The 12,391-nt window shown below is 69.8% G+C and carries 9 protein-coding genes; 6 read left to right on the forward strand and 3 right to left on the reverse strand.

What is annotated here, in order from left to right; translation table 11 throughout:
• Positions 1-212: 212 nt before the first annotated feature.
• A complete protein-coding gene (locus tag QSK35_RS06885) occupies positions 213-956 on the forward strand; it encodes an SDR family NAD(P)-dependent oxidoreductase (protein ID WP_285743366.1) in 744 nt (247 codons plus the stop codon).
• Positions 957-976: 20 nt separating this feature from the next.
• Positions 977-2,188, forward strand: a complete 1,212-nt coding sequence (locus tag QSK35_RS06890) for a cytochrome P450 (protein WP_285743368.1) — start codon at positions 977-979, stop codon at positions 2,186-2,188.
• Here the strand turns inward: QSK35_RS06890 and QSK35_RS06895 are convergent.
• From QSK35_RS06895 to QSK35_RS06905, 3 genes are read right to left on the reverse strand one after another with little or no spacing between them, the layout of a single operon-like run.
• Entirely contained in the window at positions 2,181-2,414 is a 234-nt protein-coding gene (locus QSK35_RS06895) for a hypothetical protein (protein WP_285743369.1), read from the reverse strand. The two genes, QSK35_RS06890 and QSK35_RS06895, sit on opposite strands and share 8 nt — an antisense overlap.
• Before the next feature lie 2 nt (positions 2,415-2,416).
• Positions 2,417-3,976 carry a DHA2 family efflux MFS transporter permease subunit gene (locus tag QSK35_RS06900; RefSeq protein ID WP_285743371.1) on the reverse strand — a complete coding sequence of 520 codons (1,560 nt, stop codon included), beginning with the start codon at positions 3,974-3,976 and terminating at the stop codon, positions 2,417-2,419.
• A complete protein-coding gene (locus tag QSK35_RS06905) occupies positions 3,973-4,803 on the reverse strand; it encodes a TIGR03621 family F420-dependent LLM class oxidoreductase (RefSeq protein WP_285743373.1) in 831 nt (276 codons plus the stop codon). The genes QSK35_RS06900 and QSK35_RS06905 overlap by 4 nt, the downstream gene beginning before the upstream one ends.
• Positions 4,804-5,280: 477 nt before the next feature.
• On the opposite strand from QSK35_RS06905, the gene QSK35_RS06910 reads away from it, so the two are divergent.
• From QSK35_RS06910 to QSK35_RS06925, 4 genes are read left to right on the forward strand one after another with little or no spacing between them, the layout of a single operon-like run.
• On the forward strand, positions 5,281-9,168 hold the full coding sequence (locus QSK35_RS06910) for a type I polyketide synthase (RefSeq protein ID WP_285743375.1): 3,888 nt from the start codon (positions 5,281-5,283) through the stop codon (positions 9,166-9,168).
• A gap of 34 nt (positions 9,169-9,202) precedes the next feature.
• Positions 9,203-10,654 carry a coproporphyrinogen-III oxidase family protein gene (locus QSK35_RS06915; protein ID WP_285743377.1) on the forward strand — a complete coding sequence of 484 codons (1,452 nt, stop codon included), beginning with the start codon at positions 9,203-9,205 and terminating at the stop codon, positions 10,652-10,654.
• Positions 10,651-11,442: a 3-oxoacyl-ACP reductase family protein gene (locus tag QSK35_RS06920; RefSeq protein WP_285743379.1), complete on the forward strand. Its 792-nt coding sequence runs from the start codon at positions 10,651-10,653 to the stop codon at positions 11,440-11,442. Before QSK35_RS06915 ends, QSK35_RS06920 begins: the two co-directional genes overlap by 4 nt.
• Complete coding sequence (locus tag QSK35_RS06925; RefSeq protein WP_285743381.1) at positions 11,439-12,389, forward strand: amidohydrolase family protein; 951 nt, start codon at positions 11,439-11,441, stop codon at positions 12,387-12,389. The genes QSK35_RS06920 and QSK35_RS06925 overlap by 4 nt, the downstream gene beginning before the upstream one ends.
• Positions 12,390-12,391: the final 2 nt, after the last annotated feature.

Below are 12,391 nucleotides of genomic sequence, written 5' to 3' on the forward strand. Positions count from 1 at the left end.
ACGCGAGGTGTCGGCCTGAGCGGAAGCGAACCGCTGATCTCCTTACTCAGGCTCATCAATTCCCCGATCAATGTTTCATCCGCTGGTATGCTCGAACGAAGTTTACGCATCGTCGGTCACCCGAGGGGTCCGGTCCCGGATTCTTAAGGCCCGCTTTAGCGCATTTTTAGGACCGGCTTTAGTGCATTTTTAGACGACCGCGAGGTTTCGGTATGGACCAACAGCTCACCGGCAGGACGGCGGTCGTGACCGGCGGCAACAAAGGGCTGGGACTGGCGATGGCCGAAGCCCTGCTCGCCGAGGGGTGCCAGGTGGTCTGCGCCTCGCGCACCCCCGGCCGGACCGGCGGACTGCGGGAACGCTTCGGCGAGCGGGTGCTGCACCACGAAACCGACGTCACGAGCCCGGAGTCCGTGGCCGCCGTGCTGCGGGCGGCCGAGGACGCGTTCGGCGGCGTCGACATCGTCGTGTCGAACGCCGCGGTCCGCCACGACGGGTTCGTGAAGAAGCTGAGCGTCGAGCACTGGCGCGAGACCGTCGACACCTGCCTCACCGCCACGTTCCTGCTGACGAACGCGGCCATCCCGCACCTGACCAGGCGCGGCGGCGGGCGGATCATCAACGTCTCCTCCGGCATGGCCCGGCGGCCGACGCCCGGCGCGGCCGCGTACAGCGCGGCCAAGGCCGGCGTCGAGATGTTCACCAAAACCAGCGCCATCGAGCTCGCGCGCTACGGGATCACCGTCAACTGCCTCTCACCGGGCCTGTTCGACCTCGGCATGGGCCTGGACCTGCAGCAGGTGCCGGGCCTGTGGGAGAAGCACCTGGCCAAGATCCCGCTCGGCCGCGCGGGCACCGGCGAGGACATCGGGCGAGCGCTCGTCTACCTCTGCACCGCCGCGAGCAGCTACGTCAACGGACACGTGCTCGAGGTCGACGGCGGCTACCTCGGCTGACCACTCAGGGAGTGAACACAGTGCGCACACCACCGGATCTCACCGAGCGGATCGGCCCGATGTTCGCCCAGCGGCCGACCGACGACTCCGCGTACGAGTTCTACGACGCGATCCGCGAGCAGTCGCCGTTCGCCATTCCGGGGCTGAACATGGTCTGCGTCGGCAAGTACGAGCACGTCGCGGCGGGGTTCCGGCTGCCCGGCCTGGTCAAGCAGGACCCGGAACGCCGCGACCGCAAACACCCCGGCTGGCGGGACCGGATCGGCCTGGCGCAGTTCTACCAGTCGCTGCTCTGGCACAACGGGGACACGCACCGCCGGCTGCGCGGCCTGGTCAACAAGGCGTTCACGCCGAAGCGGGTCGCGGACCTGTCCGGCGGCGTCACGGAGATCGTCACCGGTCTCTACCGGGACATGGCGGCGGCCGGCCGCGAGGCCGACCTCGCCCGTGACCTGTGCTCCCGGATCCCCATGCACGTCATCGGGAACCTCGTCGGCGTCCCGACGGCCGACCAGTTCGAGCTGCTGCCGCACGTGCTCGACTTCCTGCTGGTCATCGACCCCGTGCACGCGGCGGAGGCGACCGAGCGGGCCGTGGCGTCCGGGCAGATCCTGCACGACTACTTCCTCGACCTGGTGGCACGGCGGCGGCGCTCACCTCAGGACGATCTCGCCTCGGCCTTGATCGCCGTCCGCGACGACTCCGCGGCGCTGTCGGAGGCCGAGCTCATCCAGACCGTCTACCTGCTGTTCGCGGCGGGGTTCGAGACGACGTCGAACATGCTGGGCAACGGCTGCGTCGCGCTGCTGACCAGGCCGGAGGCCGCCGAACGGCTGCGCCAAGGCCACGCGCGGGCGTTCACCGAGGAGGTCCTGCGGCACGACCCGCCGCTGCACTTCGTCAGCCGCATCGCCGAGGAACCGGTCGTCATCGGCGACACGCGGATCGAGGCGGGCACCGAGGTCGTGTTCCTGCTCGGCTCGGCGAACCGCGATCCCGCCGCCTACAACGACCCGCACGCGTTCGTGCTCGACCGGTCCCGCACGCCGCTGGCGTCCTTCGGGTTCGGCTCCCACTTCTGCATCGGCGCCGGGCTGGCCCGCCTGGAAGGCGAGATCGTCTTCGGCACGCTGCTCGAGCACTTCCCCGGCATCGCGCTGTCCGGCAAACCCGTGCGGCGCAAGACGTTCAACATGAACGGCTACGAGTGCGTCCCGGTCACGCTCAGCTGACGACCTTGCGGGGCGAACGGGCGAACAAGGCGCACACCAGGGCGATCATCAGAATCGCCGCCAGCACCAGCAGCGTCGGCCGCACCGCGCTGATCACCGACTCACGCAGGACGTCACGCGCGGCCACCGCCCCGGCCACGCCACCGGGCGCAGGAGCTCCACTGCCCGCGAACTCCGCCGCCCTGCCGATCGACGACATCGAGTCGGCGACGAACCGCCCGGTCACGCTCAGCTGACGTCCTTGCGGGGCGAACGGGCGAACAAGGCGCACACCAGCGCGATCATCAGAATCGCCGCCAACACCAGCAGCGTCGGCCGCACCGCACTGATCACCGACTCGCGCAGGACGTCACGCGCGGCCACCGCCCCGGCCACGCCACCGGGCGCAGGAGCTCCACTGCCCGCGAACTCCGCCGCCCTGCCGATCGACGACATCGAGTCGGCGACGAACTGCTCGAACGCCGGGCGGTCGGCCGGCGGGACCCGGTCGGACAGGGCGGCGGTGTGGGTCGTCACCGCGGTCGCGAGGAACGCCTGCATCAGCACGGCCATCACGGAACCGCCGATGACGGAGCCGAACTGGCGGGCGGTGTGCAGGATGCCCGACGCGGCCCCGGCGAGCTGCTTGGGGACGTTGTGCATGGCCATCGAGTTGAGTGGAGTGAACGTGCAGCTCAGGCCCATGCCGACGAGCAGCAGGCCCGGCATGAGCACGGGCCACCACGTGTCGACGTCCGCGACCGCCGCGAACCACAGGATGCCGACGCCGAAGAACACCGGCCCGGCCATGAAGACGCGTTTGCCGCCGAGCCTGTCCGCGAGCTTCCCGGCGAGCGGTGCGCAGATCGCGACGGTGAGGAACATCGGGAACATCAGGGCGCCGACCTGGGCGGGCGTGAACTCCAGCGCGTACTGGCCGAACATCGCCATCGGCAGCATGGTGCCCACGATGACCAGCGAGACCACGGTCGTCGCCGGCACCATCAGCGTGTAGTTGCGGTCCCGGAAGTACTGGAACGAGATCAGCGGAGACCTGCCCTGCCTGCGCCGCTCGACGACGACGAACGCGGCGAACAGCACCGCCGAGACCACCAGGATCAGCCCGTAGACCGCGCCCCACCGGTGTTTCGCGCCCTCGATGAGCCCGAACGACAGCCCGGTGAGCGCGAGCGTGACCAGGGTGGCGCCCAGCCAGTCCAGGCTCTGCCGCTGCCGTGCCCCGGCCGCGGGCAGCACCAGCGCGCCGACGACGATCAGCGCGCACCCGATCGGCAGGTTCAGCACGAAGTTCGACCGCCAGCCGGCGAGCGAGGTGAGCGTGCCGCCGATCAGCGGGCCCAGCACGGACGCCAGGCTGGAGACCGCGCTCCAGATCCCGATGGCGGCGCCGCGCCGCGCGGGCGGGTACGCGGCCACGATGATCGCCATCGCCTGGGGGTAGAGCATCGCCGAGCCGACGCCCTGCGCCGCCCGTGCCACCAGCAGTGCGGTGAGGTTGGGCGCGGCGGCGCAGGCCAGCGAGGCGGCCGTGAAGACGGTCGCGCCGATGAGGAACATCCGCTTGTGCCCGAACATGTCGCCCAGGCGGCCGCACAGGATCACCAGCGCCGCGTTCGCGATGAGATAGGCGTTGATCACCCACGTCATCGCCGCGAGGCTGCTCTCGAACTCCCGCGCCAGCACCGGGGTGACGATGTTGATGATCGACATGTCCAGGGAGGACATGAACGACCCGAAGCTCACGACCGCGAGGATCAGCTTCGGGTCACGAACGCTGGTGACGGTCACTTGACCTCGGCAATCACGGGTGCCAGTGCTTCCATGTACTGCTCGTGCACGCTGATGTACGTGACACCCCACCGCTGACGGCGTTCCCGCAGGATCTCCGCCATCTGCGCGGTGGTGCCGATGAGCCCGGCCGGGGCCTCCAGGCGCTGCTCACCGGACATCGCCGGCGCGATCGCCTTCAGGTCCTCCGCGGCAGCGGCCCGGTTCTCCGTGGGGTGCACGTGGTGGATCATCAGGTTCAACTCCAGCGACGCGAAGCGCGAACCAGCTCCGGCACGGACCTTCGCCACCCGGTCGTCGAGCTCCTCGGCGGTGATCGCGCGCAGCGTGCCGGGCTCGTCGGCGAGCACGCTCAGCCCGACGATGTCGGCGTACCGCGCGGCCAGCCTCAGCGTGCGGTCGCGGCGCCCCGCGACGAGCAGCGGCGGCTTCGGCAACGCGCCGGGTGTGGACTCGTCGGACCGCGCGACCTCGATCGCGCGGCGCAGGTTCTCGACCCGGCCGGACCGGCTGGGGAAGGGAATGCCGGCCTGCTGGTACTCCGCCTCGACGTACCCGGCGCCCAGGCCGAGCTCGAACCGGCCGCCGGTCATCAGCTGGGCGGTGGCGATCTCCCTGGCGAGGATGCTGCCGTTCCAGAAGCCGCTGTTCAGCACGAACGTGCCGACCTTGACCTTGTCCGAGGCCTCCGCGGCGAGCAAGGTCGCGGGAAACGGCGACGGCATCCACAGATGGTCGGGCACGGCGAGCACGTCGAAGCCGAGCTCGGCGGCGCGCTGACACTTCGCGACGAACTCCTCGCGCGTGCACCGCTTGTGCAGGCTCACGCCGAAGCGGAACGGCCGCGAGGAGAATTCGGGTATGGCCGAACTATTGCCCGCAATTCCAGCTGACGACACTTATCCCCCCAGGTGACCGACCGTCGCGCGGCCATCGGATGATACACCCCCAGCCTCAAGCCGAGAGCTCGTCATATCAGCGGGCCGCATACCGCGACCCAATGTCTTTGATCTTCCTTGACACCCACCTACCCACTGCTACGCTCGGAGTAGGCGATCTGTACAAACATTGCCAGATAGAAGAGGCGGCCTGGGGAGGCCCGCCTGAGGTGATCTCAGCATATTTGGGGGAAACTTTGCAATCCGCATCCATCTGCTGACGTCCGAGTGACGTTTTCTCATGCACCGCGGCCCGGCGACCGTGGGCATTCCCTGCTGCGCGTTTTCCGACGATGACGTCGAAGTACGCCACACGCTGTGCGATCACGGCTTTGCCATGCCCGAAAACTTGGAGAGAGACGAGTTATGACTGCCGAGCCCATCGCAGTGGTCGGAGTCGGCTGCGCGCTTCCCGGTGGTGTTTCCAGCGCACCCGACTTGTTCGCCGCCCTACGAGACGGCCGCGACTGCATCAGTGACATCCCCGCCGACCGATGGAGCGTCGACGGGTTCTACGACCCGGACCCCGTGCGGCCGGGCAAGACGACCGCCCGGCACGGCGGCTTCGTCGACGGCGTCGACGAGTTCGACGCCGGGTTCTTCGGCATCTCCGGGGCCGAGGCCGCGCGCATGGACCCGCAGCAGAGACTGCTGCTGCAGACGGTGTGGCAGGCACTCGAGTCCGGCGGGCAGAACCCCGACGAGCTCAAGAACACCGACACCGGCGTGTTCATCGGCGCGTCCAACACCAACAGCCACGCCTCGCTGAAGCTGCACCAGGACGGGTTCCCCGGTCTCACCGGGTACGACGCCACCAGCGACGCCATCAGCGTGACGGCCGGCCGGATCTCCAGTTTCCTTGGGCTGCAAGGCCCCTGCCTCACCGTCGACACCGCCTGTTCCGGCTCCCTCGTCGCCCTGCACCTGGCGCGGCAGAGCATCCTGTCCGGCGAGTGCGACGCGGCGATCGTCGCCGGGGTCAACGTGATGGTGTTTCCCGCCGTGCACATCGCCTTCTCCAAGGCCGGTCTGCTGTCGCCGACCGGCCGAGTCCGGGCGTTCGACGCGAACGCGGACGGATACGTGCGCAGTGAGGGCTGCGTGGCCGTGCTGCTGCGGCGCGAGTCCACGGCTGTCAGCCGCGGCGACCGGATCATCGCCAGCGTCATCGGCACCGCGGTGAACCACCACGGCCGCTCGGTCGCCATCACCGCTCCCGACGGCACCGCCCAGCAACGGGTGATGCGCACCGCGCTCGCCCAGGCCGGTGTGAAGCCGGAGCAGATCGGTTACGTGGACGCGCACGGCACCGGGACGCCGGTCGGCGACCCGATGGAGATGAGCTCGATCGTCGAGGTGTACGGCGAGTCCCGGCCGGCCGGGCAGCCGCTGCACGTCGGTTCGGTGAAGAGCAACTTCGGTCACCTGGAGGCGGGTGCGGGCCTGCTCGGGCTGGTGAAGGCCGCGCTGTCGCTGGAGCACGAGACGATCTTCCCGAGTGTCCACTTCGAACAGCTGAACCCGAAGATCGACCTGCGCGGCGCCGACATCCGGGTGCCGACCGCGCCGACGGCCTGGCCGCGCAACGGTGAGCCCCGGCTGGCCGGGGTGAACTCCTTCGGTTACAGCGGCACCAACGCCTGTGCCGTCCTGCGTGAGGCGCCCCAGCCCAAGCCGGCCGCGCAGACCGAGGCTCGCCCGCACGAGCTGCTGGTGCTGTCGGCCAAGTCGGAGGAGAGCCTCGACGAGCTCGCCGGGCGCTGGGCGGACTTCCTGTCCTCGGACGACGCCGTGCCGCTGCCCGCCGCCGCGAACACCGCCGCCACCGGGCGCGCGGCGCTGCGGCACCGCCTCGCGGTGGTCGGCACGAGCTCCGCCGACGCCGCCGAGCACCTGCGGCGCTGGCGCGGCCGCCGCGGCAACGCGTCCGTTGTGGACGGTCGTGCGCGCAAGAACACCAAGGTTGCCTTCGTGTTCACCGGCCAGGGTTCGCAGTACGAGGGCATGGGCAGGCAGCTGTACGAGCACGAGCCGGTGTTCGCCGCGGCGATCGATCAGTGTGCCGCGGTCATCGACCCCGAGCTCGGCACGTCGTTGCGCGACATCGTCTTCGGCGAGCTGCCGGGCGATGGGGCCGAGGACACGCGCTTCGCGCAGCCCGCGCTGTTCGCGATCGAGTACGCGCTCGCCGAACTGCTGCGCTCGTGGGGCGTCGAGCCGTCGGTCGTGATCGGCCACAGCGTCGGCGAGATCGCCGCCGCGTGTGTCAGCGGCCTGCTCGCGTTCGAGGACGCGGCCCGCTTCAGCGTGCTGCGCGGCCGGCTGATGGGCGCGCTGCCCCGCGAGGGCAAGATGCTCGCGCTGGGCACGTCCGAGGACGTCGCGCGGAACTGGTTGGCGGACAAGGAGAACATCGCCGTCTCCGGCGTCAACGGCCCGCGCAGCGTCGTGGTGTCCGGTGCGGCCGAGGCGGTAGACGAGGTGGCCGAGCTGGCGGACGAAGCCGGTGTCCGCGCCACGGAACTGAAGGTCTCGCACGCCTTCCACTCGCCGCTGATGGACCCGATCCTGGCCGAGCTGGCGGAGTTCGCCGCCACGTTCGAGCCGGGCACGCCCGTCATCCCGATGGTCTCGACGCTCACCGGGGAGATCCTCACCGGCGAGGAAGGACCGGAGTACTGGAGCAGGCAGGCCCGCGAGGCCGTGCGCTTCCACGACGGCGTGCGCGCGGTGATCGAGTCCGGCTGCACGGCGATCGTGGAGGTCGGCCCGCACCCGGCGCTGTCCCCCGCCATCGCCGGCGTCGTCGGCGCCACCGACATCCGGCTGATCCACACGCTCCACCGCGACCGCGAGGACGTGCGCAACGTGCTCCGCACGGCGGGCGCGCTGTTCGTCACCGGCGCCGGGATCGACCCGGCCACGTTGTTCGAAGGTGCTGCGCACCAACGAATCGCCGCGCCGCTCTACCCGTTCCGCCGCGACCGCTACTGGTTCTCCGCCGACGGTCCGGGCACGCCCTCAGCCGTCGTGGAAAAGGCGGCGCCGGTGGTCACCACGCGGCTCGGCTACGAGACCATGCTGACCACCACCACGCCGTGGGTCGACCACCGCGTGCTCGGCAAGACCGTCTTCCCCGGCAGCGGCTACCTGGAGCTGGCCGTCCGCGCCGCGGGCGGGGACGCGGGACCGGTCGTGCTCCGTGACGTCGGGTTCCTCCGGCCGCTCGTGCTGGCGCCCGGCCGTAAGGTCGGCGTCGGGGTCCTCCTGCGCGACACGAACGCGGGCACGACGTTCACGGTCACCAGGCGGGACAAGGACGACGACGGTGTCGAGCACTGCCGGGGTGTGATCGGTTCCCCGGACGCGGCCGTCGAACCGGTCGCGCTCGACGACCTGCGAGCGGCATTGACGACCTCGGTCGTGCCCGGCCGGTTCTACGGGCGGCTACGCGAGGCCGGCATGGAGTACGGGGCGAGCTTCTCGACCGTGCGCGAGCTGTGGACCGGCGAGCAGGCCGGCGGAGAACAAGGCAGCGGCGAGGCGCTCGGCCGGATCACCGCGGTGCCCGACGGCGCACCCGAGGAGCGGCACGGGTTCCGCTTCAGCACCCTGGTCGACGGTGGCCTGCACCTGGTCGCCGCCGCACTGGGCACGTTGCCGGGCCGCGCGCTGAGCGGCGCGTACCTGCCGTTCCGCGTGAACCGGCTGACGGTCACCGGCCCGCTGCCCGCCCAGGTGTGGGGCCACGTCCGCGTGGAGCTCAACGACACCGGGTCGGCCGCCGTGGCGACGCTGCGGCTGACCGGCGACGACGGCACCGTGCTCGTCGAGCTCGACGGGGTCGAGCTGCGGCACGCGGACTCCCTGACCACGAACGGCACCGGCGGGACGTCCGCCACGGCGTCGCGGCGGACGGGTGAGTCCCGGGCCGAGCTCGTCGCGCGGATCGAGCCCCTGTCGCGCGACAAGCGGCTGGCGGTCGTGACCGAGTGGGTCGTCGAGGAGGTCCGCGACACGCTGGGCCGGCTCGCGGCCGAGTACGAGCACGAGTTCGACCTGGGCAACCTCGATCCGTCGAGCGCGCTGCTGGAGATCGGACTCGACTCGCTCATGATCACCGAGTTCCAGCGCCGCATCCAGGAGAAGCTCGACTTCCGCTTCGCGGCCATGGAATCCGTCGACTACCAGAGCATCGCGGACCTCGCCGAGTACATCCTCGACCAGGTGCTCGCGCTCGCTCCCGCCGAATGACGCCCGCCACCACGATCCACAAAGGACTGAAGCCGTGCTCGACGCCAAGTTCGTCAACGACTACATCGACACACATCTCGACAAGCGGCAGGTGAACAAGGTCCAGCACGGCTTCCCGTCGCCGCGCTACTGGACCGACCCGTACGTCCCGGTCAAGGAGGTGGCCGAGGACCGGCGCCTGATCCGCGAGGCGAACCGGTCCACGCCGCTGAACCTCTACGTCGGCGTGCCGTACTGCATCAAGACCGATCCCGGCAAGTGCGGCTACTGCCTGTTCCCCGTCGAGGAGTTCCAGGGCAACGAGGCGCTGGAGAACTACTTCGGTTACCTGCAAAGGGAAGCCGCCATGTACAAGGAGGCGCTGGAAGGCGCCACCCTGGGCGGCGTGTACTTCGGCGGTGGCACGTCGAACCTGTACAAGGAGCCGATGTACCACAAGCTGATGGACCTGGTGCGGGACCTGTTCCCCAACATCAGCCCGGCGGCCGACATCACGCTGGAGGGCATCCCGCAGCTGTTCTCCCGCGCCAAGATCCAGGCGATCCGCGACTCGGGCATGAACCGGATCAGCATGGGTGTGCAGCAGATCAACGAGCGGCTCAACAAGCTCAGCGGCCGCAAGCAGACGTTGAAGCACACCACGCAGACCCTGGACTGGGCCGCCGAGTTCGGTCTCGCGGCCAACCTCGACCTGATCTTCGGCTGGCCGCAGCAGACGGTCGAGACCATGGTGGAGGACCTGGAGAAGGTCGTGTCCTGGGGTGTCCACGACATCACCCACTACGAGCTGAACGTGGGCGGTCCGACCGACTTCGCGCTCAACCGCTACCACGAGCTACCGGCTCCGCTGAGCAACCTGGAGATGTACCGGGTCTCCCGCGACCTGCTCAAGTCCCACGGCTACGAGCAGCTCACCGCGTACAACTTCCGCAAGCCCGGCGACCCGTTCGGCCGCGACTACGAGGAAGGCGTCGTCCCGCGCCTGGACAACCTGGACTCCATCGGCCTCGGCTACGCGGCGATCTCGTTCTTCGGCGACACGATGCTCGAGGACGGGCACGCGTGGTCGTTCATCAACCAGCGCAACATCGGCCGCTACCGGTCCATGATCGACAACGGCGAGTTTCCCGTGGAGCAGGGTTTCCGGCACACCAGGCAGGACTGGCGGCTGGCGATGCTGTTCCGCAACCTGCTCGGGCTCAGCGTCGACCGGACAGCCTACCGCGAGGCGTTCGGCATCGACGTGTACGAGGAGTTCCGGTCCATCTGGGACGCGCTCGGCGAACGCGAGCTCGTCGAGGTCACGCCGGAGGCGGTCACCCTGGTCGGCGACGGCCCGTTCTACACGCCGATGATCCAGGCGCTGCTCGCCGAGGAGCGCTACAAGGATCTGCGCGAGCGCGAGGTGAGCCACAAGACGGCCCCCACGGTGCTGAGCCTGTCCGCTCCGCAGCCGCTGGCGAGTGCGAACGCGGCGACCGAGTGAGCAACGCGATCGCTCCCGACGCCCGGCTGACCGGCGACCTGCCGTTGGCGGGCAAGCGGTTGGTGGTCACCGGCGGTTCGCGCGGCATCGGCGCCGCGGTGGTGCGGCTCGCCCTGGCGCAGGGCGCCGAGGTGGTGTTCGGCTACCACAGCAACGCCGGCGCGGCCCGTGCGCTGTGCGCGGAGATGAACGAGGCCCACCCCGACCGGCAGTGCCTGGCGCTGCCGGCCGAGGTGTCCGACGCGGCGGCCGTGGACGGGTTCGCGACCGCCGCACTGGAGTGCCTGGGCACGCTCGACGTGCTGGTCAACAACGCGGGCATCGTCCGCGACAGCTCGTTCGCGCGGATGGCCAGGGACGACTGGGACGACGTGATCGAGACCAACCTGGGTGGCGTGTTCAACGTGACCCAGCAGCTGGTGCTGCCGATGGTGAAACAGCGCCGAGGTGCCGTGATCAACGTCAGCTCGGTCGTCGGTGTGCACGGCGCGGCGGGCCAGACCGGTTACGCGGCGTCGAAGGCCGGGGTCATCGGGTTCACCAAGGCACTGTCCAAAGAGGTCGGCCGGTACGGCGTCACCGTGAACGCGGTGGCGCCGGGCCTCATCGAGACCGACATGACGGCCGGGCTGCCCCAGGAACGCGTCGAACTGATGAAGGCGCTCATCACCGCCGGGCGGTTCGGCACACCCGAGGACGTCGCGCACACCATCTGCTTCCTCGCCTCCGACCGGGCGCGCTACATCACCGGTCAGGTCATCGAAATCTCCGGAGGACTGGTTCTATGAGTTTCGTTCAGGCCGACGAGCCGGCCGTGCCGCAGCCGGAGGAGGACGTCGAAGTCCCGTCCTTCTGGCGCGCGCTGGGCCTGCCCGGACTCGCCGACGTGCACGTGCACTTCATGCCTTCGTGGCTGATGCAACGGGTGTGGGCGCACTTCGACAAGGCGGGTCCGCTGGTCGGCCGCGAGTGGCCGGTGCGCTATCGCTGGTCCGACGACGAGCGCGTAGCCTACCTGCGCCAGCTCGGGGTCCGCCAGTTCAGCGCGCTGTCCTACGCGCACCGGCCGGGTCTGGCCACCGAGCTCAACGAGTGGGCGCTCGAGTTCGCCCGCAAAACGCCGGGGTGCCTGCGTTCCGCGACGTTCTACCCCGAGGAGGGCGTGGCGGACTACGTGACCGAGGCGCTGGACTCGGGTGCGCAGGTCTTCAAGGTCCACCTGCAGGTCGGCCGGTACGGCACCGACAACCCGCTGCTGGACCCGGTGTGGGGACTGCTGTCCGAGGCCGGGGTGCCGATCGTGATGCACGCCGGCCACGTGCCCATCGGCAACGAGCACACCGGGCCGGACCCGTTCGCCGCGCTGCTGGCCCGCTTCCCGCGGCTGCCGGTGATCGTGGCGCACATGGGCATGCCGGACTACGAACCGTTCCTGCGCATGGCCGAGGAGTACGAGCGGGTCGCGCTCGACACCACGATGGCGTTCACGACGTTCTTCGAGGGGATCATCCCGTTCCCGCGGGAGCTGATGCCCCGGCTGCACGCGCTCGGTCTCGCCGGGAAGGTGTTGCTGGGCAGCGACTTCCCGAACTTCCCGTGGGCCTACGCCGACCAGGTCGCCGGACTCGCCCGGCTCGACCTCGACGAGGACTGGCTGCGGGCGGTGTGCTGGCACAACTCCGTCGCGCTGTTCGGGTCGCCGCTCGACTCGGTCGCGACGGCTGCCGACCGGTGACC

It is taken from the genome of Lentzea sp. NBRC 105346 (assembly GCF_030269605.1).
Classification (GTDB): domain Bacteria; phylum Actinomycetota; class Actinomycetes; order Mycobacteriales; family Pseudonocardiaceae; genus Lentzea.

Coding starts and splice junctions, on each gene's coding strand:
- QSK35_RS06925 (WP_285743381.1), top strand. CDS start 11,439: ATGAGTTTCGTTCAGGCCGACGAGCCGGCCGTGCCGCAGCCGGAGGAG.
- QSK35_RS06910 (WP_285743375.1), top strand. CDS start 5,281: ATGACTGCCGAGCCCATCGCAGTGGTCGGAGTCGGCTGCGCGCTTCCC.
- QSK35_RS06885 (WP_285743366.1), top strand. CDS start 213: ATGGACCAACAGCTCACCGGCAGGACGGCGGTCGTGACCGGCGGCAAC.